The 24251-nt window shown below is 57.6% G+C and carries 22 protein-coding genes and 1 pseudogene; 15 read left to right on the top strand and 8 right to left on the bottom strand.

All coding sequences use genetic code 11. The annotated features are described in order from the left end of the window. Positions 1–97 precede the first annotated feature (97 nt). The 7 genes and pseudogenes from Q0932_RS07760 (at position 98) to Q0932_RS07730 (ending at position 9258) form a co-directional block, all read left to right on the top strand. The gene (locus tag Q0932_RS07760; protein ID WP_299351094.1) at positions 98–2434 is read left to right on the top strand and encodes a Rieske 2Fe-2S domain-containing protein; all 2337 of its coding nucleotides are present in this window, start codon (positions 98–100) and stop codon (positions 2432–2434) included. Continuing rightward, the gene (locus Q0932_RS07755) at positions 2431–2910 is read left to right on the top strand and encodes an aromatic-ring-hydroxylating dioxygenase subunit beta (protein WP_299351092.1); all 480 of its coding nucleotides are present in this window, start codon (positions 2431–2433) and stop codon (positions 2908–2910) included. The genes Q0932_RS07760 and Q0932_RS07755 overlap by 4 nt, the downstream gene beginning before the upstream one ends. After that, positions 2907–4532: an AMP-binding protein gene (locus Q0932_RS07750; protein WP_299351090.1), complete on the top strand. Its 1626-nt coding sequence runs from the start codon at positions 2907–2909 to the stop codon at positions 4530–4532. Before Q0932_RS07755 ends, Q0932_RS07750 begins: the two co-directional genes overlap by 4 nt. Further along, a complete protein-coding gene (locus Q0932_RS07745; RefSeq protein ID WP_299351088.1) occupies positions 4529–5704 on the top strand; it encodes a thiolase family protein in 1176 nt (391 codons plus the stop codon). Before Q0932_RS07750 ends, Q0932_RS07745 begins: the two co-directional genes overlap by 4 nt. Continuing rightward, a complete protein-coding gene (locus Q0932_RS07740) occupies positions 5701–6954 on the top strand; it encodes an SDR family NAD(P)-dependent oxidoreductase (RefSeq protein WP_299351086.1) in 1254 nt (417 codons plus the stop codon). Before Q0932_RS07745 ends, Q0932_RS07740 begins: the two co-directional genes overlap by 4 nt. Further along, positions 6951–7724: a cyclase family protein gene (locus Q0932_RS07735; protein ID WP_299351084.1), complete on the top strand. Its 774-nt coding sequence runs from the start codon at positions 6951–6953 to the stop codon at positions 7722–7724. Before Q0932_RS07740 ends, Q0932_RS07735 begins: the two co-directional genes overlap by 4 nt. Before the next feature lie 169 nt (positions 7725–7893). Then, positions 7894–9258, top strand: a pseudogene (locus tag Q0932_RS07730) (tryptophanase). Between the two features lie 6 nt (positions 9259–9264). Here Q0932_RS07730 and Q0932_RS07725 read toward each other — a convergent pair. Continuing rightward, a complete protein-coding gene (locus Q0932_RS07725) occupies positions 9265–10041 on the bottom strand; it encodes an IclR family transcriptional regulator (RefSeq protein WP_299351082.1) in 777 nt (258 codons plus the stop codon). A 425-nt stretch (positions 10042–10466) separates the two neighbouring features. On the opposite strand from Q0932_RS07725, the gene pta reads away from it, so the two are divergent. Continuing rightward, on the top strand, positions 10467–11474 hold the full coding sequence (gene pta, locus Q0932_RS07720; RefSeq protein ID WP_299351080.1) for a phosphate acetyltransferase: 1008 nt from the start codon (positions 10467–10469) through the stop codon (positions 11472–11474). Positions 11475–11575: 101 nt separating this feature from the next. Beyond that, positions 11576–12565: an aldo/keto reductase gene (locus Q0932_RS07715; RefSeq protein ID WP_299351078.1), complete on the top strand. Its 990-nt coding sequence runs from the start codon at positions 11576–11578 to the stop codon at positions 12563–12565. 52 nt (positions 12566–12617) lie between these two features. Here Q0932_RS07715 and pobA read toward each other — a convergent pair whose 3' ends face one another. After that, positions 12618–13790, bottom strand: a complete 1173-nt coding sequence (pobA, locus tag Q0932_RS07710; RefSeq protein WP_299351454.1) for a 4-hydroxybenzoate 3-monooxygenase — start codon at positions 13788–13790, stop codon at positions 12618–12620. Between the two features lie 59 nt (positions 13791–13849). On the opposite strand from pobA, the gene Q0932_RS07705 reads away from it, so the two are divergent. Further along, entirely contained in the window at positions 13850–14728 is an 879-nt protein-coding gene (locus tag Q0932_RS07705) for a helix-turn-helix domain-containing protein (protein ID WP_299351076.1), read from the top strand. Here the strand turns inward: Q0932_RS07705 and Q0932_RS07700 are convergent. Genes Q0932_RS07700 through Q0932_RS07675 form a run of 6 tightly spaced genes read right to left on the bottom strand, consistent with a single transcriptional unit; the run spans position 14725 to position 19308 of the window. After that, positions 14725–15570, bottom strand: a complete 846-nt coding sequence (locus Q0932_RS07700; protein ID WP_299351074.1) for a class III extradiol dioxygenase family protein — start codon at positions 15568–15570, stop codon at positions 14725–14727. The genes Q0932_RS07705 and Q0932_RS07700 overlap by 4 nt on opposite strands. A 13-nt stretch (positions 15571–15583) precedes the next feature. Continuing rightward, a complete protein-coding gene (locus Q0932_RS07695; protein WP_299351072.1) occupies positions 15584–15943 on the bottom strand; it encodes a protocatechuate 4,5-dioxygenase subunit alpha in 360 nt (119 codons plus the stop codon). 15 nt (positions 15944–15958) lie between these two features. Next, the gene (locus tag Q0932_RS07690) at positions 15959–16849 is read right to left on the bottom strand and encodes an amidohydrolase family protein (RefSeq protein ID WP_299351070.1); all 891 of its coding nucleotides are present in this window, start codon (positions 16847–16849) and stop codon (positions 15959–15961) included. Beyond that, entirely contained in the window at positions 16846–17889 is a 1044-nt protein-coding gene (locus Q0932_RS07685; protein WP_299351068.1) for a 4-oxalomesaconate tautomerase, read from the bottom strand. Before Q0932_RS07685 ends, Q0932_RS07690 begins: the two co-directional genes overlap by 4 nt. Continuing rightward, positions 17882–18574, bottom strand: coding sequence for a 4-carboxy-4-hydroxy-2-oxoadipate aldolase/oxaloacetate decarboxylase (gene ligK / locus Q0932_RS07680; RefSeq protein ID WP_299351066.1), 693 nt, complete (start codon positions 18572–18574; stop codon positions 17882–17884). The genes Q0932_RS07685 and ligK overlap by 8 nt, the downstream gene beginning before the upstream one ends. After that, the gene (locus tag Q0932_RS07675; RefSeq protein WP_299351063.1) at positions 18571–19308 is read right to left on the bottom strand and encodes a PIG-L deacetylase family protein; all 738 of its coding nucleotides are present in this window, start codon (positions 19306–19308) and stop codon (positions 18571–18573) included. The genes ligK and Q0932_RS07675 overlap by 4 nt, the downstream gene beginning before the upstream one ends. A gap of 160 nt (positions 19309–19468) precedes the next feature. Between Q0932_RS07675 and Q0932_RS07670 the strand changes: the two genes are divergently transcribed. The 5 genes from Q0932_RS07670 to Q0932_RS07650 all read left to right on the top strand — a co-directional run bounded on the left by Q0932_RS07670 (position 19469) and on the right by Q0932_RS07650 (position 24041). Continuing rightward, positions 19469–20689, top strand: coding sequence for a LysR family transcriptional regulator (locus Q0932_RS07670; protein ID WP_299351062.1), 1221 nt, complete (start codon positions 19469–19471; stop codon positions 20687–20689). Between the two features lie 155 nt (positions 20690–20844). Continuing rightward, on the top strand, positions 20845–21237 hold the full coding sequence (gene ligA / locus Q0932_RS07665; protein ID WP_299351061.1) for a protocatechuate 4,5-dioxygenase subunit alpha: 393 nt from the start codon (positions 20845–20847) through the stop codon (positions 21235–21237). Beyond that, positions 21237–22088, top strand: a complete 852-nt coding sequence (locus Q0932_RS07660; protein WP_299351059.1) for a class III extradiol dioxygenase subunit beta — start codon at positions 21237–21239, stop codon at positions 22086–22088. Before ligA ends, Q0932_RS07660 begins: the two co-directional genes overlap by 1 nt. Positions 22089–22102: 14 nt before the next feature. Further along, on the top strand, positions 22103–23050 hold the full coding sequence (locus tag Q0932_RS07655) for a Gfo/Idh/MocA family oxidoreductase (protein ID WP_299351057.1): 948 nt from the start codon (positions 22103–22105) through the stop codon (positions 23048–23050). A 172-nt stretch (positions 23051–23222) separates the two neighbouring features. Continuing rightward, positions 23223–24041, top strand: coding sequence for a universal stress protein (locus Q0932_RS07650; protein ID WP_299351056.1), 819 nt, complete (start codon positions 23223–23225; stop codon positions 24039–24041). The last annotated feature ends 210 nt before the right edge of the window (positions 24042–24251 follow it).

Raw genomic sequence — 24251 nt, 5'->3', positions numbered from 1 at the left:
TATTTGCAAATAAACTTGCTAAGCTCTGATTCGAGCCCTGATCAGTCAGCATAGCCATGGGTCCGCAACGTCGGGCGCACAGCGGGAGGAAAAACAAGTGACTTTGACGCTCAAACTCACGGCAAAGGATTCGGTTATCGACCGGATTGATCTGTTTACCTTTGAAGCCATCGATGGCGCATCCCTGCCCAATTACACTGCAGGCGCGCATCTCGACTTTGAGCTTGGCGCAGCTGGCACGCGCTCCTACTCGCTGATCGATTTTGAAAGACGCGCTGGAAACGCTCGCCAGCTCCAGGTTGCCGTGCAACGCGAAGACAAGGGCGATGGTGGCTCCAAAGCCATGCACGCGCTCGAAGTCGGTGACACGATCGAGACAACTGAGCCAAAGAACGACTTCGAACTGCATTCCAGCGAGGCCCCTACAATTCTGATCGCAGGCGGCATCGGCGTGACACCGATCATTTCTTTCGCAGCGGAATTACACGCACGTGGGGCAAGGTACCAATTCCATTACGCCACCCGCTCCCGCGAAAACTGCGCCTTTGCCGGTGCCCTGACTGCTCGCTTTGCTGACGCGCTCACGCTCTGGTTTGACAACGAAAGCCAGATGGATCTCCAATCGATCATCGCTGACGCCCCCTCTGGCGCCCATTTCTTCTGCTGTGGCCCCAAAGGCATGATCGAGGCGGTGCGCGAGTTGGCCGAAGCTCAGGGCATCGCCAAGGATCACATCCACTTTGAACTCTTCGCCTCTCCCCGTGGCCATGAAGGCGACAAGCCCTTTGAGGTCGAAATTGCGGACGGCCGGGTTTTCACCATCCCCGCTGACAAAACCATCGTAGAAGTGCTGGAAGCAAAAGGCATCGACGCAACCTTCGACTGCCAACGCGGCGATTGCGGTATCTGCCAGACCAAAGTCCTCGGGGGCATCCCCGACCACCGCGATGTCGTCCTTTCCAAATCCGAACGCGACAGCGGCAAAGTCATGCAGATCTGCGTCAGCCGGGCCAAGTCTAACCGTCTGAAACTCGACATCGGCGCCCCGGCCAGCAAGGCCAAAACCCGCGCCGCTGAGAGACGATCAACCATGGGCAACAACACCACAGACGCAGACGCGATCCGGGCGCTGGTCCAACAGCACCAGGTCCACCGCGATACTTACATCGACAAAGAGATTTACGAGCTGGAGATGAAGCATCTCTTCTCCAACACCTGGGTCTTTGTCGGCCACGACAGCCAGACACTCACACAAGGTGATTACATCACCACCCAGATCGGCAATCAGCCCGTGATCATGGTGCGCCATACCGACGACCAGATCTACGTTCTCTACAACCGCTGCCCCCACAAAGGCACCAAGATCGCCATTGACCGCTCGGGCAACACGGGCAAGTTCTTCCGCTGCCCCTATCACGCGTGGAGCTTCAAAACTGACGGCTGCCTGCTCGCGATCCCGCTGAAAAAGGGCTACGCCGAGACCGACTTTGAAGACAGCGAAGCCAACAACGGTCTGGAAAGCGTTGGCGCGGTCAAAAATTACCGCGGCTTCGTCTTTGCCCGCCTCGCCAAAGAGGGCATGAGCTTTGAGGACTACTTTGGCGACGCCATGTCGTCCTTTGACAACATGGTCGACCGCGCGCCCGCTGGGCGTCTGGAAGTCGCCGGTCCCCCCTTGCGCTACATGCACCAGTGCAACTGGAAAATGCTGGTCGACAACCAAACCGACACCTGTCACCCGATGGTGGCCCATGAATCCAGCGCCGGCACAGCCGTGCGGCTCTTCGAGGAAGCCAACTGGCCCGCGGACAAACCCAAACCCATGGCGATGGAGATCATCGCCCCCTTCATGAGCCCTTATGAGTTCTTCGAGGAAATGGGCATCCGCACCTGGCCCAATGGCCACGGCCATACGGGCGTGCACCACTCGATCCACTCAGACTATTCCCAAGACCCCGAATACTGGAATGCCCTGGTTGAGGCCTATGGCGAGGAAAAGGCCGCGAAAACTTTGGGCGAAAACCGCCACAACACCGTCTACTGGCCCAACATCATGATAAAGGGTCCGGTTCAGCAGCTGCGGAACTTCATCCCCCTCGGCCCCGACAAGACGCTTGTAGAAAGCTATATCTACCGCCTCGTCGGTGCGCCGGACTACCTGTTGCAACGCACCGCCATGTACAACCGCCTGATCAACGCGCCGACCTCCATGGTCGGTCATGATGATCTGGAAATGTACGAGCGCGCGCAAGAGGGTCTGCACGCCCAAAGCACCGAATGGATCAACATCCAGCGCCTGCATACCGAGGAAGAAGACTACGACGAAATCGCGGTCGAAAATGGCACCACCGAACGCCAGATGCGCAACCAGATGAATGCCTGGGTCAAGTTCATGACCATGAGCATGGAACCGGAAACGGAGGCCGCAGAATGACCCTGACCCGCGACAACATCATCGACTTCATCTATGACGAAGCCCGCATGCTAGACGAAGGTCGTTTCTCGGAATGGCTCGACCTCTGGATCCCTGAGGGTCATTACTGGATGCCGCTCGACTACAAGCAGAAAGACCCGGATCTGGTCACTTCGCTGCTCTATGAAGACGACTTCATGCGGCGTTTGCGGGTGGAACGCCTAAACGGCGAGCGCACCTTCAGCCAAAAGCCCAAAAGCCGCTGTCACCACGTGATCCAGCGCCCCTTTGTGGATGAGTTTGACCTCGACACAGGCCATTTCGTCACCAACACTTCGATGCACTACATCGAAACCCGGCTAGACGAGCAATTCCTGCTCGCCATCACCGCCACCCATGAATTGAAGCTCGTCGACGGCAAGCTCCGCATCGCCAACAAGCGCGTGGAACTCCTAAACTCCGACGCCGCTTTTGGGAATATCCAGCTGCTGCCATGATCCCATCTGACACGAAAACGGTTTACGAGGTCTTCCGGGCCTCGGCCTCCGCCTACAGAGTGCGCCCTTTGCTGAACGTCCTGCCCGCCACGGCAGAGGTCTACGGCATCGCGCCGGGCGAAATCACATTTGCCGAGGCATTGGACGCGGTCGATCAGTGGGCCACCCGCCTCACAGACGCAGGCTACGGCACCGGCATGCGCGTCGCACTCTTGTTGGAGAACCGGCCTGAATTTTTCCTGATCTGGCTCGCGCTCAACAAACTCGGAGCCTCGGTCGTACCAATCAACCCCGACCTGCGCGCGGCCGAGCTGGAGTACCTGATCGGCCACTCCGAGCCTGCCCTCATCATCTCCATCCCGTCCCGCCAAGCCGAACTGCAAGCCGCAGCCGACGCGGCGGGCGTCCCCCTTGCGGCCATCACGCCTAACGCGCATCTCCCCTCTCCCCGCGCAAATGCCGTGGTGGCCGCAGACGTGGCCGATGAGTTCCACCGTGAAACGGCCGTGCTTTACACCTCTGGAACCACCGGAAAACCCAAAGGCTGTGTGCTGGCCAACGCCTACTTTCTCGAGGTAGGCCGCTGGTATTCCACCCTTGGCGGCATCGTCTCGCTGACGACCGAGGGCGAGCGCATGATCACGCCCCTGCCGATCTTCCACATGAACGCCATGGCCTATTCCTTTATGGCGATGGTCACCGTCGGCGGTTGTCTCACAGCCCTCGACCGTTTCCATCCCCGCAGCTGGTGGCAAGACGTCAAAGATAGCCGCGCCACTTGCCTGCACTACCTCGGTGTCATGCCCTCAATGCTGATGGGCATGGACTCAGCCCCTACGGACACCGACCACACCGTCCGTTTTGGCTTTGGAGCAGGTGTTGATCCCAAACTGCACGGGGCCTTTGAGGATCGCTACGGCTTCCCCCTGATGGAGGCCTGGGCCATGACCGAGACCGGTGCAGGCGCAGTGATCTCAAACCACACCCACGACCGCCTCATCGGCCAATCCGCTCTAGGGCAAGTCCCCGACTGGCTCGACGTCTCGATCATCGACGACGCAGGCGTTGAGGTTACCCCCGGCGACCCTGGCGAACTCCTCGTCCGCCGCAAGGGCGACAGCCCGCGTCTTGGCTTCTTCAGCGAATACTACAAGAACCCAGAGGCCACCGATGAGGCTTGGGAAAACGGCTGGTTCCACACTGGTGACGTTGTTCGCGCCGATGCCGACGGTTTCGTCTTTTTCGTCGACCGCAAGAAAAACGTGATCCGCCGCTCTGGCGAGAACATCGCGGCGGTCGAGGTTGAATCCATCCTCATGCGCCACCCCGATATCGCCGCCGCCGCTGTCGCCCCTGTGCCTGACCTTGTACGCGGAGACGAAGTGTTCGCCTGTCTGACTGTCGCCAACCCGTCGTCGGCCAAGGCTGAAGAGATCGTGACTTGGGCGCTGGAGCAAATGGCCTATTACAAAGTGCCGGGCTATGTCGCCTTTGTCGACGCCTTGCCGCTGACCTCAACACAGAAAATCCAGCGCGCCGACCTCAAAGCGATGGCCGCAGCCCTCTTGACCGATCCCGCAACTGTCAACACACTCCACCTGAAGAAAAGGCAAGTTGCGTGACCAGACCCCGGCAATCATACGAGGGCGTGGCACTGGTTGCGCCAGTGTCGATCCCCTATCAGCGCTATTCGATTGAAACCGCCCATTGGTGGATCGCCCGCGCGCTGCGTGGATCGTTGGATGCTGCGGGCTTGAAACCGGCCGATCTTGATGGGTTTTCCGTGGCCAGTTTCACGCTTTTTCCCGACACCGCCGTCGGCCTGACCCAGCACCTCGGCCTCAGCCCCCGCTGGCTGGACCACATTCCCATGGGTGGCGCGTCTGGTGTGATCTCGCTGCGCAAGGCCGCCCGCGCGGTGCAATCCGGCGATGCCGACATTGTTGCCTGCGTCTCGGGCGACACCAACCACATCGACAGCTTCCGCGCGCTGCTCTCGTCTTTTTCGCGCTTCGCAATGGACGCGTCTTATCCTTATGGCTTTGGCGGCCCCAACGCGAATTTTGCATTGCTGACAGACCGTTACATGCACGAGTACGGCGCCACCCGCGAAGATTTTGGCCGTATCGCGGTCGCCCAACGCGATAATGCCCTGAAGAACCCCGGGGCTTTGATGAAGAAACCCCTGACGCTGCAGCAATACATTGATGCCCGCCCCATCGCTGACCCTATCGCGCTGTTTGATTGTGTCATGCCCTGCGCGGGGTCCGAGGCCTTTCTGGTCATGACCGTGGACGAAGCACAAAAACGCGGCCTGCGCTATGCCACTATCGAGGGCGCCATCGAACGCCACAATGCCCACGCCAGTGACCCCATCCAACTGCGCGGCGGCTGGACGGTCGACATTGACGAGCTTTACAACCAAGCCCAGTGCGCGCCCACAGACATCGACCTTTTGCAGACTTATGACGATTACCCCGTCATCTCGATGATGCAGATCGAGGACCTTGGTTTTTGCTCCAAGGGCGGCGCCCCCGACTTCGTGCGCAACCACGATCTCACCATCACCGGAAACTTCCCTCATAACACCTCTGGCGGCCAGCTTAGCGCCGGTCAAGCCGGGGCGGCTGGCGGCTTTATCGGCCTTGTCGAGGCCATCAGACAGGTGACAGGATTTGCAGGGCCAACCCAAGTTGCAGGCGCCACCCGCGCCATGGTTTCAGGTTTTGGCATGATCAATTATGACCGGGGCGTCTGTTCAAGTGCCGCGATCCTGAAAGGCGGTGCCGCATGACCACGCCGCTGACACCACCGCCCAAAAAGAACCCGCTGAAACGCAGCCTCACGCCAACCTCGCCCCCCGGCGTGCGGTCCCGTGCCACGCTTGGCCTCACCGCGGCCGCCGCCGAAGGCCGTTTCATGCTGCAAACCTGCGCCGAGTGCGGCACCGTGCAATACCCGCCTCGCGACGCCTGCTGCAAATGCCTGTCGGTCGATCTGCCATGGAAAGACATCTCCCCCACAGGCACCCTGCTGGCGGAATCCACTGTGCGCACCTCTACCAATCTCTACTTTCGCGAACGCGCGCCGTGGCGGCTCGGCTCGGTGCAACTCGACGCCGGCCCGACGATCATCTGCCACGTTCACGGCGACGTCGCCCCTAAATCCCGCGTGATCCTGTCGAACCGGCTGGACCGCTCCGGCCAAGGCGTCATGATGGCCCTGCCTGAACAAAGGACACCCGATATGGAAGACGACCCCGAATTGCGCGCCATGTCCTCCGATCCGAAACACCGCCGCGTCCTGATCACCGACGCGCGCAACCCTAATGCGCCAACACTGGCTAAGGCTCTGCACGACGCAGGCGCCACGATGATCTTTGTCGGTGAGGCTGAATCATGGCTCCCCAATCCCCAGCGCGACGCACTCACCGCCATTCCCGGGGTCGAGATCATGGCGCTGGACGTCACTGACACAACCTCGGTAAAGGAACTCGCAGGCGAGATCGGCGGCAAGCTCGATATTCTCATCAACAACGCTCAATTTGTCCGCCCCGGCGGCGCGATGGCCCGTGGTGACGTGGGCTTTGCCCAGGACGAGATGGAAGTGAATTACTTTGGCCTCATGCGACTGGCTCAGGCTTTTGGGCCAGGCATGTGTTCGCGCACGGCCGACGGCGTGAATTCCGCCGTGGCTTGGGTCAATATTCTCTCGGCCTACGCGTTGGTGAACTCTGCCGACTACGGCTGTTTTTCCGCCTCCAACGCCGCCGCATATTCGCTCAGTCAAAACCTGCGCAATGACTTCCGCGCCTCAGGATTGCGCGTCATGAACGTCTTTGTCGGCCCGACCGAGGACGACTGGCATCAGGAATTGCCCCCACCGAAGGTTCTGCCGCCCGCCGTTGCACGGTCAGTTGTGCAAGGGCTGAAGGATGGGCTGGAAGATGTCTATTGCGGCGACGTGGCAAAAGACATGATCGAACGCTTCCGCGCGGGCCCCAAAATTCTTGAGCGAGAAATGACAAAGGGACAGCAGGGATGAGCACGCTTACCGACCTGACACAGCGCATGGCCTCGGGCGAGGTCGAGATCGTTGATCTGACCCACACGCTCGATCCCGATTTCCCGGTCATCATCCTGCCACCCGAGTTCGGCCAATGCGCCCGCTTTCGCATGGAAGAGGTCAGCGCTTATGACCATCGCGGACCGGCATGGAAGTGGCACAATATCTCTATGTCCGAACACACAGGCACCCACTTTGACGCCCCCGTTCACTGGATTTCGGGCCGCGATGTGCCAAATGGTGCTGTGGACGAGATCCCGGCGGAAAAACTCGTTGGCCCGGTCGTGGTGATCGACTGTTCAGAAGGATCTGCACAGGACGACGATTTTGAACTGACGCCCGAGATTATCGAAGCCTGGGAAGCGGAGCATGGCCGTATCCCCGAAGACGCCTGGGTTCTGATGCGCACCGATTGGTCCAAACGGCGCGGCGCGGACTACCTGAACATGCGCGAAGACGGGCCACACTCTCCCGGCCCCACCCCCGACGCCATGCGCTTGCTGGCCGAAGAACGCAACATTCGTGGCTTTGGCACAGAAACGGTCGGCACAGACGCTGGACAAGGCGCGCATTACACGCCCCCCTATCCTGCACACTTTATCCTGCACGGCGCGGGCAAACTGGGCCTGCAATGCCTTGCCAACCTTGACCAATTGCCTGCCACAGGTGCGATCCTGATCGCCCCCCCATTAAAAATTCGCAACGGCACAGGCAGCCCTTTGCGGGTTTTGGCGCTGGTCGAAAAGTAACCCTCGTCAGAGCGACAACTTGTCCTTTGACGCCCCTGACATTTCCTGAAAAGTTACAGGCGCAACGAATGGGCGCTGAGCGCGGTCCGCTTGGGACAACCGCAGCGCATCGGCTCCTTCGTGTAATCGTTGCCGCGAATCCTATGGGGCCGAATTCAGGAGCCCTGTGATGAAAACAATCATCGAACCCTTTCGCATCAAATCCGTAGAACCGATCCGTATGACCACTCGCGAAGAGCGGAAAAAGCTGATCCGAGATGCCCACTACAACCTGTTCGCGCTGCACTCCGACGACGTGCTGATCGACCTCTTGACTGATAGCGGTACTGGCGCAATGAGCGCGGCGCAGTGGTCTGCCGTCATGCGTGGCGACGAGAGTTATGCTGGTTCTCCATCCTTCTATCGCTTTGAAGCGGCGGTCAAAAACCTCATGCCGTTCAACCACATCATCCCCACTCACCAAGGGCGCGCCGCCGAGGCAATCCTGTTCTCGATGTTCGGCGGCACGGGGCGCAACATCCCCAACAACACGCACTTCGACACGACCCGTGGCAATATCGAAGCCTCTGGCGCCGAAGGCCATGACCTTGTGATCAAGGAAGGTCATGATCCGGCCAATATGCATCCGTTCAAGGGCAATATGGATCTCGAAAAACTCGAAGCCTACCTGACCAAGCACGGCGACAGCGTGCCATGCGTGATGTTGACCATCACCAACAATGCAGGTGGCGGACAGCCGGTGAGCCTTGAAAACATCCAAGGCACAGCAGCTTTGGCGCGCAAGTTTGACAAGCCCTTCTTTATTGATGGATGCCGCTTTGCTTAGAACGCGTGGTTCATCAAGGATCGTGAGCCCGGGCAACAAGATCGCAGTATCCCCGACATCGTGCGGGATTGTTTTGCGGAGGCCGACGGCATGACCATGAGCGCCAAAAAAGATGCCTTTGGCAACATCGGCGGCTGGTTAGCGCTCAACGATGCAGCGCTCGCCGAACAGGCGCGCAATCACCTGATCCGCACCGAAGGCTTTCCAACTTATGGCGGCCTCTCTGGTCGCGACCTCGAAGCGCTGGCGCAGGGGCTGAGCGAGATTATCGACGAAGATTATCTGCGGTACCGCATCCGGACCAACGCCTATATATCAGAGCAATTGGACCAAATGGGTGTGCCGGTCGTCAAACCGGCGGGTGGTCATGCGGTCTTTATCGACGCGCGGGCCTGGCTGTCGCACATCGACCCGCTTCAGTATCCCGGCCAGGCGCTGGCGGTGGCACTTTATGAGATGGGCGGTATCCGAAGCTGTGAGATTGGAACTGTGATGTTCGGTCAGCAACCGGATGGCTCAGAACGGGCCGCTGCTATGGATCTGGTCAGACTGGCCATTCCTCGACGAACCTACACACAGTCCCATGCGGACTATATTGTCGAAGTCTTCGAGGAACTGACCCGGATCCGAGGCGCTCTGAAAGGGTTTCGCATCACACGGCAACCCAACCTGATGCGCCACTTTACGTGCCAGTTTGAACCCGACTAAACGGTCTCAGACGTCGTTCAACAAACTTGAAAGCTGCTCTGCTGCGGCTTTCAAGGTATCCACGTGGCTCTCGGCTTCTTCGAGCATCAGGCGTTGATCGGGGGCGTGAACTGACAATGTCGAGACCAGCCGCCCGTGACCATCAACGATCGGCACCGCAACCGCGACCATGCCCTCCATGAATTCACTGTTATCCACCGAATATCCGCGTTCGCGTACTTTCAGGGCTTCTTCAATAAGACGCTCCGGAGATGTGATCGTGTTGGGTGTCTTGGCTTCGAACTTAACCGAGTTTGCATAATTCCTGAGGTGTCGCCGATCCAGGCTGCTGAGATACATTTTGCCACTGGCCGTGCAGTAAAAGGGCACGCGCGTCCCAACAGGCAATTGGATTCGCAATGGCCACTTGGTTTCGACCCGGTCGATATAAACCATTGCGTCGCGGTCGGGCAGTGCGATGTTGCAGGTCTCGCCCACGTCGTCCGCCAGTTTGTTCAAGATCGCGACCCGCGAGGTCCGGATACGAAGAGACGACAGGATGCCGGCCGACATTTTCCGAAGCCTCAGACCCGGCGAATACCCGCGCCCATCGATTTCTCGCTGAATGAAACCTTCGGCCTCAAGCGTGGAAAAAAGGCGATGTATCGTTGGCTTGGGCAAGCCGAGGTCATGGTTAACCTCGGTGGGGGTCACAGGAACTCCGGCTTCGGCCATGGCCTCAAGAACCATCAGCAAACGCAGGTTGGTTGGAATGTTCCCGTCTTTGTTGTCGCTGTCGGTCATATCTGCCCTACCGTTAAGTCTGCGGCACTCTACCCCGTGGCCCTATCCTAGGTCGAGAGGATCAACACGTGATTTGCCAGATTTCTCCGGGTGTTCCCTTGTTTCAACATGGGCACATATCCACACCGTTTTGTTGCGGCCCGGCTGTTGTTGTCAGCGCCAGAGTTTTAGAAAAACAAGAACTGCCACGGTGTTTGGGAAATGCACAAAGAACAACTAATCCACATTATTGATACCAAATGTATCATTTATTGTCTATTTCGTGTATTATTGATTGGCTTAGTGGGAACAAAGCCTTAAACCAACGCCATTGGGCAGCGGTGGGACAATTTGGACCTAACCTGGATAAATGCTTGGCCCTAGCCGCAAAACCGGATTGACGTAATTAGGAGCGACTGACTGTCGCTTAGCCGAGGAGATCGACGATGAAACCGCTGGAAACCCTGTTGCGCAACGCGGCCCGGTCTCAGAAAACAATCGTACTCAGCGAAGGCACCGATCCACGCATCGTCGAAGCCGCATTGGAAGTCCGCAAAAGGGGGATCGCGAAAATCATCCTTGTGGGCGAAGAATTGACCGTAAAGCTGCAGTTTTCACTGCTCAAGGCGGAACCAGATGACGGGATCGAAATTCATGACCCCGCCACATCCCCGCATCACGATGAATTGGCTGTCCTCTATTACGAGTTGCGAAAACACAAAGGGATGACGCTGGAAAAGGCTTTGCGTGCTGTAACCCAACCGCATGTCTATGCGGCTTTGTTGGTTAAGGCGGGTCATGCAGATGGCACCGTCGGCGGCGCGGTCGCAACAACGGCAGAGATCGTGCGCACGGCGATCCAAGTGATCGGCGTTGCGCCTGGGGCAAGCATGGTCTCGAGCTTTTTCCTGATGCTGTTTTGTGAATCACACCACGCCAAAAAGGGTGCCTATATCTTTGCCGATAGCGGTCTTGTCGTCGATCCGAACGCCGAAGAAATGGCGCAAATTGCCTTGGCCTCAGCCAGCTCGTTTGAGGCCCTGACCACCGAAAAAGCCCGCGTTGCGATGCTGTCTTTCTCAACGCGCGGCAGTGCCTCGCATGCGGCTGTGTCCAAGGTGGTCAAAGCGACGGAAATCGCCAAGGCGGCAGCCCCTGACCTGATGATCGATGGTGAGTTGCAGTTTGATGCGGCGTTTGTGCCGGATGTGGCCGCCGCCAAGGCCAGCGACTCGCCGCTTGGCGGGGATGCCAACATATTTGTGTTCCCCAACCTCGAAAGTGGCAACATTGCTTACAAGATCGCCCAAAGGATCGGCGGCGCAGCTGCCATCGGCCCGGTGCTTCAGGGTCTTGCAAAACCAGCCAATGATCTGTCCCGCGGGTGTTCCGCCGAGGATGTCATGCATATGGTCGCCGTGACCGCCGCACAGGCCGAAGCCCTGGAAGAATAGCCCAATCGCAATTGCCGCTTTCTTCTAATTCGCATTCCTGAAATGATGTCGTAACCGCCCCATACGGGCGATCCGAACAACGACTATCGGGGCGAACAGGAATGCAAAAACGTCAATTGGGCCAAAACGGGCCAATGGTCAGCGCCATCGGCTATGGGGCCATGTCTTTCACAAATTTCTACGGTCCGGCGACCCAAGAGGGATCCATGCGCATTTTGGATGCCTGCGTCGATCTTGGCATTACTCACATCGACACCGCGAACGCCTATGGCATGGGGAAATCTGAAACCATCATCGGTGATTGGCTGAAAAAACGCGGCGGCTCCAGCCCGTTTACCATCGCCACAAAAGGCGCGATCACCCGTGACCCCGACCAACGTCTGAACAATGACTCCGCCCATCTGCAAGAGGCACTGGACGCCAGTCTAAGTCGTTTGGGCGTCGAGGAGATTGACCTCTACTATGTCCACCGCCGCGACACCCGCTTTGAGATTGAAGAAGTCACGGAAACGCTGGCGAGCTTCGTCAAAGCAGGCAAGGTCAAGGCCATCGGCTTTTCAGAAATTGCACCCTCGTCCCTGCGCCGCGCACACGCCGTTCACCCCATCGCGGCCGTGCAATCCGAGTATTCGCTTTCGGTACGCTCGCCCGAGTTGGGATTGCTGCAGACCTGTAAAGAGATCGGCGCTTCGCTCGTTGCCTTCTCGCCGGTTGGCCGGGCCCTTCTGACCGACCGCCCGCATAGCGCCGAGACGGCTCAGACGTTCGACTGGATGAAAAACAACCCGCGCTTCCAAGAACCTAACATCAGCGCCAACCTAGCCTACAATGCCAAATTCTGCGCGCTTGCGGCGGACATGGGGTATCCTGCTGCCTCTGTCGCGATTGCATGGTTGCTGCATCAGGGCCTCCACATCCATCCCATCCCCGGCACCCGCAGCGTCGATCACTTGAAAGAGGTCGCATGGGGCGCCGAGATTGGCCTCAGCGCAGAAGAGATCGCCCGGATCGAAACCGTTCTTCCCGTTGGTTGGGCGCATGGAGACCGGTATTCAGTTGGCCAATGGGCCGGACCTGAACGCTATTGCTGAACAAACAAAAGGGGGCCAATCGGCCCCCTTTTTCATTGGATTTCCGTGAGTGTTAGAAGGGAAGCCCAACATAGTTTTCGGCCAGCGACGTCAGCGCCGCTTCGGAAGAGAACAAGTACTCCAGATCGGTCTGTTGCAGCTTGTTGTCATAGTCAATGTTGTCCGGGAAAGTATGCAGCAGCGTGGTCATCCACCAGCTGAACCGCTGCGCTTTCCAAATCCGCGCCAGAGCTTTCTCGCTATAGTTTTCGAGGCCCGTGTCGTCGCCGTTCTGATAATGGTCCACCATCGCGTGGTAGAGGTAGTAGATATCGCTGGCCGCCGAGTTCAGACCCCGTGCGCCGGTGGGCGGCACGATATGGGCAGCGTCGCCCGCCAGGAACAAGTTGCCATAGCGCATCGGCTCGGCCACGAAACTGCGCAAGGGTGCGATGCTTTTCTCGATCGAGTCACCCGTTTCCAACCCATCGGCAACGTCTTTTGGCAGGCGGGCTTTAAGCTCGGTCCAAAAAGCCTCGTCCGACCAGTCTTCAACCGTATCTGTCAGCGGAACTTGAATGTAATAGCGGCTAAGAACTTGACTGCGCAGCGAGCATAGCGCGAAGCCGCGGTCGCTCTTGGCATAGATCAGCTCGGGCGAAACGGGCTTGGTGCGGCTCAGCACCCCGAGCCAACCAAATGGATAGAGTTTTTCGTACTCCCGCAACACATCCGATGGGATCGACTTGCGGCTCACACCGTGGAACCCGTCGGCGCCAATCACATAGTCACAATCGATGCGGATAATGTCATCCCCACTGCGATAGGTGATGTAGGGCGCGTCCGACTTCAGATCGAACAATTTCACATCATCCACGTTGTGAATGACGTTGCCCCCCATCTTCTCACGCGCATCATAAAGGTCGCGGGTCAGTTCCGTCTGGCCGTAAACCACAACCGAGTTGCCTCCAGTGTGACCTGCCAGATCAACGCGACGTTTCTCACCACCCTCAGCGATATAGAACCCATCGTGGATCTCGCCCTCGGCATCCATGCGCTCGCCGCAATTTGCCTCGCGCATCAGTTCGGCAAACCCGTGTTCCAGAACGCCAGCACGAATGCGGCCCAGAACATATTCGCGGCTGTGTTTTTCCAACACGATGTTGTCGATGCCTTTCAGATCGAGCAACTGGCTCAGCATCAGCCCCGACGGGCCGCCCCCGATAATGCCGACTTTGGTTTTCATGGTCATGGCGCAATCCTCCTGAGTTGAGATCAGTCTGGGGGCAATCAGATAACAAGTGAATGGATATTTCACGCCATCTCTGGTACAAATCGAACATGAGCGAGATCGAGAACTTCAACCTGTTCGGCGAAAGCAGAGATTTGCCAGACGTTGTCCACTGCGAGACAATCGAGGCCCGCTCGCTGGTGCATGACTGGGAATTTAAAGCCCATCGCCATGCCCGCTTACACCAGTTCCTGCTGATCGACACAGGACGCGGCCTAGCACAGATCGAAGACAAGCAGCATCCCATCACCGCTGGGTATCTGGTGAACATGCCGATGGGAGTTGTGCATGGGTTTTCGTTTGAGCCCGGCACACAAGGCTGGGTCGTGACGTTGGCCTCCGAGCTTCTGGAAGAGAGTCTGCGCGACGGAGAAGGCTTGCGTCCCTTGCTCAATAGCGCTTCTATTGTGCGCTTCACGCCAGAAATCAAACAGATGGTACAGGCGGTATTTCGTGAATACCCAACCCGAAGCTTCGCCCGCGCCCACATATTGCGCACATTGTCAGGCGTCTTGGCAGGTTTGGTTGCACGCGCTCTTTCGGCGCATACTCCGACGGCTGCCCGTGCAGATCACGGCTTGCAACGACGTTTTGAAGCCTACTTGGAAAAACATCATCTTGAGCATCTGGGGGTCGCCGAATACGCCGATCTTCTGGCTGTCACGCCCACCCATCTCAGCCGGATAATGCGACAGGCAACCGGCCAATCGGCCTCTGCTGCAATCGAGGCCCGATTGATCCGAGAAGCCCGTCGTCACTTGGCCTTTTCGAACCTGACGATCTCCGAGATTGCCTATCAACTGGGATATACCGACCCGGCCTATTTCAGCCGAGTCTTTCGGCGGGCGACCGGACAGTCACCCCGCGATTTCCGTCTCGCTCTCGAGACCTAGGCACACTCCAACAACAGCGTCCCGGCCCCGGTATTGGAAATCGGAATGTGATAATTACGCGTCAGCTCGGTCACATTGTCACCCAGCGCTCCGCGCATCATCATCCACATCAAAAACTCGGTACCCTGCGCGCCGGCTTTTTCGACCAATTCCATCCGGGTGATCTTGGTCAGCTCTTCCGGGTTATGGGCGATATTGTTCAGGCAGTATTCATCAAACTCCTTGTTGATGAACCCGGCCCGTTCACCGTCCAACTGGTGCGACAGACCACCGGTGCCAAGCACGACAACTTTGGCATCTTCTGGAAAGCTTTCGATGGCCTTCCTCAGCGCCTTGCCAAAATTCAACGCGCGCTTCAGCGTCGGGATCGGGTGCTGCACGGTGTTGGCTGAGATTGGCACCGCGCGCGGCATGTCCGGATTGTTCGGGGCGCCGGGCCAGAACAGCTGCATCGGCACAACAAATCCATGATCCACCGGCAGTTCCTGGCATGAGGTAATGTCGAACTCATCCGCCACCATGCTTTCAATGATATGCCAGCTCAGCTCAGGCGCACCGGGAAACGGCGGCAGTTCGGGCAGGCCCCAGCCTTCGTCTTCGTTCTTGTACTCATGGGCCGCGCCAATCGCGAATGTCGGCATCTGGTCCAGAAAGAACCCCAATCCGTGGTCATTATAGATATTCACCACATAGTCGGGTTTGTTCGCCTTGATCCATTCGTGAACCTTCGGATAGCCGTCAAAAAACGGTTTCCAATAGGGATCGTCATAGAGTTCCTGTTGAATTGCATTGCCCACGGCGGGGATGTGCGACGTGGTAATGCCACCGAGAATCTTTGCCATAGCTTTCTTCTCCCTACGCCTGACTCAACAGGAATTCTTTGAACTCTTCCGTGGTACGGCCCGTTTGCAAACCACCCACATCCTGCACACCCAGTTTGAAAATCCCGGCCAGCTTGGCGAGGTAATAGATGTTCCCACCCTCTTCGATCATGGCCAGAATATTGCTCGACCGGATCGCGTCTTTTTGCGCCTCGGTCAGATTGTAGTCGTTCATGTAGGTTTCAGGATCGTCCCTAAAGGCATCACGGTTGACCGCCTTGTTGAACGAATAGCACATCTTGTTCAGCGCATAGCCTTTCATGGCCATCTTGCCGTCAAAGATCGTCGTGCCTGGAATATCGATATGATAGTCGTGACCGGGCATGTCATGCATCGGCTCTCTCCTCTGTTACGTCCAGTACAAACGCATTGGGTTGTCCACGAGCAACTTGCGTTGCTGCTCAGGCGTTCGCGCGATTTTTGGGATGTAATCGACCAAGGCCCCATCATCGGGCATGTGCGATTTCATATTGGGATGTGGCCAGTCCGTGCCCCAGAGCACCCGATCTTCAAACCGGTCGACAATGGTCTGATAGAAAGGGATCACATCATCATAGGGCGCCCCGGCTACGGTCAACCGCTCAGGGCAGGTCACCTTCGTCCAGATGTTCTCATTGTCGTCCATCAACTTGATGAACCGGGCAAAATCCGCGTGATCGACGCCCTTCGTGACATCCGGGCGCCCCATGTGATCAACCACGATGATACCGGGCAAATTCTTCAGAAAAGGTTCTAGTTCTTCAAGATCGGCCGCTTCAAAGTAAACAACGATAGACCAACCAAACTCCTGAATCTTATCCGCAATGCCGACAAAGACCTCTTTCGGCGTTGCATCCACCAGCCGTTTGACAAAGTTGAACCGCACACCGCGCACGCCCGCTTCATGCATCTCGGCCAATTCGTCCCGCGTGATGTCAGCTCCGACCGAGGCCACGCCCCGCGCCAGATCACCGGCAGTCCGGCAGGCATCTACCATCGCGCGGTTGTCTTTGCCATGGCAGGTCGCCTGCACAATCACATTGCGAGAGAACCCTAGAAAATCACGCAGTTCAAACAGCTTCTCTTTGCCCGCATTGCAGGGCGTGTACTTGCGCTCGGACGCAAAGGGAAACTCGGAGCTTGGGCCGAACACATGGCAATGCGCATCCACCGCCCCTTCAGGCAACACAAAGTCGGGCCTCTTAGGATCGGGATGAAATTCCAGCCAATCAGCGTCCATCATCTGTGCGTCGTTGCTCATGGAAACACCTCTCCGTCCATCAATTTGCGCGCGGTCCGCAGGATCGCCGCCGAGGCAACACTCTTGCCCTCTAGCTTTGCCACAACCGTCATCTCGCCCGTTGGGTGTTCAATCTTCAGATCCCGTTTGGCGCCAGCGCCCTTGTCAGCCAGATCGTAAGCAACCGAACCTTTGAGCAAACAGGCGGTGGCCACGCTGACCGCCCCCAGAACGCCAATGGTCTTGTGGCAGCGATGCGGGATAAACGTGCGGGTTGCGATGGCACCGCCTTTTCTTGACGCCGACACCATTGTCATCTTTGGCACCGACTTTTTGGTCACATCACCAAGGTTCATCATCGGACCACAGGTCAGGCGGATCACCTCAAGTTTGGCCCGTAAATCGGCGTTCTCTTCGAGGTCCTCCGGCGTTTCATCACCAAAAATCCCCATGTCCTCGGCCCGCATCACCACACAAGGCATACCGTTGTCGATCATGGTCACTTCAACGCCGTTTATCACATCAACAACGTTGCCCGTCGGTAAAAGCGCCCCGCAGGAACTGCCCGCCGTGTCCTTGAACGCGATCGGGATCGGCGCTGATGTGCCGGGGGCTCCGTCAATCTGCGCATCGCCCTGATACGTCACGTGCCCACCGGGCGTTTGCACAATAGCGGTCGCAATCTGACCGGTGTTCTCCATGTAAATCGTGACGGGGGTCTCCTCATCCCGCGCCACCACCAATCCCCGCTCAATCGCAAAAGGGCCAACGCCTGCCAGAATATTTCCGCAATTCTGCGCATCCGTCACGATCGGCTGATCCACAAACACCTGTAGGAACAGGTAGTCCACATCGACGCCCTCACGCTCCGACTTTTGCACCACCGCCACTTTTGAGGTCAGCGGATCAGCCCCCCCCATCCCATCAATTTGACGGATGTCAGGGCTTCCCATGATGCTCAGAAGCGCTGCGTCCCGGTCGTCGGGCAAATCAGATGCAAGGAAATAGCCGCCTTTCGACGTGCCTCCCCGAATCCACATGGCCCGAATGCCGTTAGACATACTTCAAACCCTTTTCGGCCAGACGTCCGCGCATGTCGTAGATGTCCAGTCCCAGCTCCCCGGCTTCGAACCGTGCGCGTTTCGCGGTTTCATTGGCTTCGCGGGCGCGAGCCTTTTCCAGAACCTCCGCCGCCTCTTCGCGGCGCACCACACAGACCCCGTCATCGTCTGCAACAATGATGTCGCCCGGATTGATCAGCTCTTCGGCGCAGACCACAGGAATGTTCACACTGCCCAGCGTTTCCTTGATGGTGCCTTGGGCATGGACAGCCTTGGACCAAACCGGAAAATCCATCTGTTGCAGGTCGCGCACGTCCCGCACACCTGCGTCAATGATCAGCCCCTTGCATCCCCGCGCCTTTGCCGAGGTCGCCAGAAGATCGCCAAAATAGCCGGCATTCGATGGCGTGGTCGTGCCCAGCACCAGAATATCACCAGCCTGCAGCTGCTCAATCGCCACATGCAGCATCCAGTTGTCACACGGAGGCGCAAGGATCGTCACAGCACTCGCCGCAACCCGCGCACCGGGATAGATCGGGCGCAGGTAATCGGCCAACAGACCTTTGCGGCCCTGCGCTTCGTGCACCGTCGCGACGCCACATTCTGCCAGCCCATCGATCACGGACTGTTCGGCGCGCGCAATGTTCTGAACGACAACGCCTGTTGTGCCAACTGCGTAACTCATACCAACTCATCCACGGTCTGGGGAAAGATCATCTCGAATCCTTCGGCGTACTCAGCCTTGCGACCACCAGCCATACCACCCGAGTTGCGGCGTAAATGGTTGCCCCGGTTCTCAGCGACGTTGGTGTAGAAATTCCACAGATGCTCTTGCCCTTGCATGCATTCGATCGCGGCCCGCTTTTTGTCCCAAACCGACGTGATGTCGAGAAAGACATTGGGCTTCCAGCCCATCTGCTCGGTCTGGTGCGGCTCAAACAGGTATAGCTGCGGTGCACCCAGCACCTTTTGCCCCGGATTGTGGCCCCAGGCCTGTGCGATCATCCGACATTCCAACGCGAACTGGGTCGTGTTCATATGGTCCGTGTTATAGGGATCCCAGCGCGAGTGCGACATCATCCACTTGGGCTGAACTTCGCGGATGATGTCGACCATCTGGTCCTGTGCATCGCGGTCCAGTCGGAGGGGATAGTCGCCCAGATCAAGGAACCGCACATCACTGACACCCAAGGCCACAGCGGCATTCTGGGCCTCGTCTTTGCGGGCCTCTTTTACACGTTCCAGCGTCATGCCCTCTTGCTTCCAGAGCTTGGCGCTTTCGCCACGTTCCCCAAAAGATAGACAAGCCACCGTGACGTCATACCCCTGCTCTTGATGCAGGGCGATGGCCCCTCCTGCGCGCCAGACAAAGTCAGCCGCATGGGCGCTGATGACGAGGGCAGTTTTCTTGGCGGACATTCTGAAACTCCATCTGTTTGATCTGGATGCACACGAGGGATCGGCATCAGGTGTAGGTGCAGTCGCCCTGAGTCTGCCATTTCAAAGGGTGTGAAAGGATATAAAATATTGCTATAGGTATGCTCTCAAGGAACTTCAAATTCGTGCCTGAGCCTATGAAATGACAGTGGAATTTCCGAATCTTCGCCATCTAAGGGCATTCAAGGAAGTCGCAGAGCGCCAAAGCGTGAGTGCCGCGGCTGCCCATGTGCATCTAAGCCAGCCAGCGGTGACCCAGGCTATTGGCGGCCTTGAAAGCCGCCTTGAACTTAGCCTGTTTGACCGCCGTGCCGAAGGCATGTTCGCGACATCGGCAGGACAGGTTTTTTTAACCCGAGTCCAGCGCATGTTTGACCATCTGGAGAGTGGCTCACGCCAGGCCACGCAGTCGGCCAAGGCAAAGTCACGCGGTGCAGACACCTCATTTTTGCACAAAATCTCGGCCAGCCAGCTTCGCGCCCTGATCGCGATCTGGGAAACCGGCAGCTTCAGCCTCGCCGCTCGAAAAGTTGGAATTGCCCAGCCCTCGGTTCATCGAGCAGCCCGCGATCTGGAAAAGCTGGCCGGCGTGACCTTTTACACCATGTCCCGCAAGGGCGTTGATCTGACACAGGCCGCCGAGGACTTTGCCCGCAGCGTCAAGATCGCCGCCGCAGAGTTGCAGCAAGGCTATGATGAGATCACCCTGTCGCGCGGACAGGACAGCACGCGCATTACGGTTGGCTCAATGCCCCTGTCGCGCACATCCATACTGCCACAGTCCATTCACGATCTCATGAAAGAGAATGCAGGCGTTCAAATACGTACGGTCGAGGGCCCCTATGACGAATTGCTGCGCAGTCTTCGTTACGGTGATCTCGATTTTCTGATCGGCGCCATGCGTGACCCTGCGCCCAGCGACGACGTCCTGCAGGAAACCCTGTTTGATGACCCACTGGCTATTGTGGCCGGGCCACAGCATCCTTTGGCTGGACGCAACAACCTCACTCTGAAAGACGCGATGCAATTCCCATGGATCGCCCCGCCCAGGACCACGCCGTCCGGGTCTTATCTCTATCGCAGGCTTGGAATTGGTGGTCTAGACAACACGCCTGTGCGGGTCGTTTCAAGCTCGCTGGTGTTGATACGCGGTCTTCTGGCACGCGGAGATTACGTGACCATCATGTCACGCCATCAGATCGCAATTGAACGCGCAGAGGGCCTTATGGTGCCGCTGGATATTGCCCTGCCCTCAAGCCTCAGAGGCATCGGGGTCACCACGCGAGACGGCTGGATGCCAACGCCGACGCAGGCCCGTTTTCTGGACCTTGTGCGTGCGGCGGCGACCACACCTTATACGTAAAACTTATATCTGCCCCCCGCATTCAATTTCCCATCCCGGCGTATGGCCGTTAGCTTGTAAAAATACCTGATTGCGCCGAACACTGTTTTCCCAAATGCCACATGACAGCTCGGAGTACTGGCCGATCATTTCGTGACTGCCCTGAAGGACAAGACATGACCGATAAAGACTATGACGACATACCCGGAACGATCGTGTTTGATGCCGATCGTTCACGTCAGGGGTATTGGCTGAACCAGTTTTGCATTTCCTTGCGCACCGCAGAGGCGCGTCAAGAGATGAAGGACGATCCTGAGGAGCATATGGCGAAATTCGCCATGACCGAAGAGCAAAAGCAAGCCGTGCGCGACCGCGCATGGAACCGGCTGTTGGAGCTGGGCGGCAACATTTATTACACGTCCAAGCTGGCCGCTTTTGACGGGATCAACTTTCAAAACCTCGCAGCGATGATGACTGGTGTCAGCCGCGAGGAATACCGTGACATGATGCTCAATGGCGGGCGCTCGATTGAGGGCAACCGTTCTAAATCCGAATGGGAGGATAAGTGATGGCCAAGGTAACCGCAGGCGTCGCCGTCTCTCACGTGCCCGCCATTGGCGTGGCGATGGACACCGGGATCACCGAACAGCCCTATTGGCAGCCGGTGTTCAAAGGATTTGAATTCAGCCGCCAATGGATGAAAGACAACAAACCCGACGTGATCTTTCTGGTCTACAACGACCACTGCACCGCGTTCGATGCCTCTTGCATCCCCACCTTTGCGCTTGGCTGTGCGGCCGAATTCACCCCCGCCGACGAAGGCTGGGGCCCACGCCCCGTGCCGGTCGTCAAAGGCCACCAGAAGCTCGCCAGCCACATCGCCCAGTCGGTGATCCTCGATGAATTCGATCTCACCATCATGAACGAGATGGACGTAGACCACGGCCTGACCGTGCCGATGTCGGTTATGTTCGGTGAGGTCGACAAGGACGCCGAATGGCCCTGTCTGGTGATCCCGTTGGCCGTGAATGTGGTGCAATACCCAGCCCCCACCGGCAACCGCTGCTATCAGCTTGGCAAAGCCATTCGCCGCGCCATCGACAGTTATCCCGAAGACCTGAACGTCATGGTCTTTGGCACCGGCGGCATGAGCCACCAGCTTCAGGCTGAACGCGCCGGGCTTATCAACGCAGAATGGGACAAACAATTTCTCGACGACGTGTCGCAAAACCCGGTCAAGGCCAGCCAGATTACGCATCTTGAATACCTGCGCGAGACCGGATCAGAAGGCATTGAAATGGTCATGTGGCTGGTGATGCGCGGCGCGCTGGATGAAAAAGTGACCGAGGTTCACCGCCACTATCATGTCCCGGCCTCAAACACCGCCGTTGGGCATCTCATTTTGGAAAATCACGACTAACAAAGGACAATACCATGCGGATTTGCGTAGCCGGTGCTTATGGCGCCTTTGGCATGAAACACATGGACGCCCTCGCCCAGATCGATGGCGTTACCGTCACCTCGGTCATGGGCCCCACCAAGGCCAAGATCGACGCGTTTGCCGCTGAACGTGGAGTGCCACACGCGGCCACAACGCTTGAAGACTGCCTCGCTCGCGACGATGTGGACGCGGTGATCCTGTCGACCCCAACCCAGTTGCATGCCGAACAGGCGATTGCCTGCATGAAGGCTGGCAAACATGTGCTGGTGGAAATTCCGATGGCTGACACGTTGGCCGACAGCCAGGAAATTGTACGCGTGCAACAGGAAACCGGTCTGGTCGCCATGGCCGGTCAGGTTCGCCGTTTCAATCCCAGTCACCAGTGGATTCACAACAAGATCGAAGCCGGAGAGCTGAACATTCAGCAAATGGACGTACAGACCTATTTCTTCCGCCGCTCCAACATGAACGCCAAGGGCGAGCCGCGCTCGTGGACGGACCACCTTTTGTGGCACCACGCCTGTCACACGGTGGACCTGTTCCAGTATCAGACCGGCCAGACTTGCTCTGAGGCATTCGGCCTGCAAGGACCACATCACCCTGACCTTGGCATCGCAATGGATATGACGATCGGGATGAAAGTGCCTTCGGGCGCGATTTGCACCTTGTCTCTGAGCTTTAATAACGACGGCCCGCTGGGGACTTTCTTCCGCTACATTTGCGATGAAGGCACCTATATCGCGCGCTATGACGATCTTTATGACGGCTATGAGAACCAGATCGACCTGTCAGATGTCGCCGTGTCCAACAACGGCATCGAACTGATTGATCGAGAGTTCATCTCGGCCATTCAAGAAGGTCGCCAGCCCAATGGTGCCGTCGCCGATGTTCTGGGTGCGATGGAAACTCTTGATAAAATCGAACGATCATTCGCGAGTTAAACAGCTCACCCACTGACACTTTTTGAACAGAGCGCTGGAAACAACGCTCTGTTTTTTTGTTTCATCGTAACGCCACATCAAATGTTACCAACTTGCTTAAGATCAATTACGAACGGTAACGCATTCACTTAATGTCGAAACAAGTAAACAAATTAACCTATTGGAGACAGATATGACGACTCGCAACATTCTATGCGCCTATAGCGGTGAAGAAGCGCGCCTGAGTGGTTTGCGCTATGCAATCAAGATCGCCAAATATCACGATGGTTGGTTGACCGGTGTTGTGCCCCACAGCGCGCCCACAATTCAGACCCGTTTTGGCGGACAGTTGCCCCGTGACGTGATTGAACAGATCCGTGCCGCAGATCAGGAACGCGTGGAAAACATGGGGAAACGCTTTTACCTCGAAGCCGAACGCGCAGGCTACCGTGATCGCTCAGACTTTGTGGAGCTTGAAGAAGACAGCAATCTGATGCTCAGCGAATTTGCCCGCAGCTTTGATCTGGTGGTGACGGGTGTGCAGACCTCGGATGCCGGCGATGTACACCTAGCAGCCAACCCTGACACCTTGGCCCTGCAAAGTGGCCGCCCGGTTCTGATTGTCCCAAATGCTTACAAAAGCGAAGGACTGGCAAAACACGCCATCGTGGCCTGGGATGGAAAACGCGCAGCTGCTAGGGCCTTGGGCGATGCCATGCCGATCCTTGAGAACAAGGCCAAGGTTACGCTCCTCAGCGTTGGCTCAAAAGCGCCCGAGGGCATCGACCGTGTCTTGCTGAACCTCGAGCGTCACGGGATCAACGCCGAATTCGCCGAGCGTCCGCGCAAGAAATCGGTTGGCCAAACCGTTTTGAACACCATGGATGAAGTTGGCGCCGAGCTCATCGTGATGGGCGCCTATGAGCACAGCAAGTTCAGCCATGACTTCTTTGGTGGCGTGACGACCGACATCATGAAGGACTCTCCTGTGCCCGTGTTCATGTCGCACTGACAAGCGGTAGAAGACACCGCTTCGTCACGAAAAGGATGCAGGCCGCAGGCATGTGGGCTGCATCAGACCCGAGTGGCCAACGGGCCATTTTACGCCCCCAGCCGAACGCCCTCATGTCCACGTCCGTTTCGTCCAAACGACGCCCCGTCGCGCTGTTCATTGGTCCGACATCCTGAAAGAGTGGCGCACAGAAGAAGTGCCACCCCCAAA

Origin of the sequence: uncultured Shimia sp. (assembly GCF_947498095.1) — a bacterium.
GTDB lineage: Bacteria > Pseudomonadota > Alphaproteobacteria > Rhodobacterales > Rhodobacteraceae > Shimia.
The sequence above is the reverse complement of the archived record's forward strand: the minus strand, read 5'-3'. Positions and strand labels throughout refer to the sequence as shown.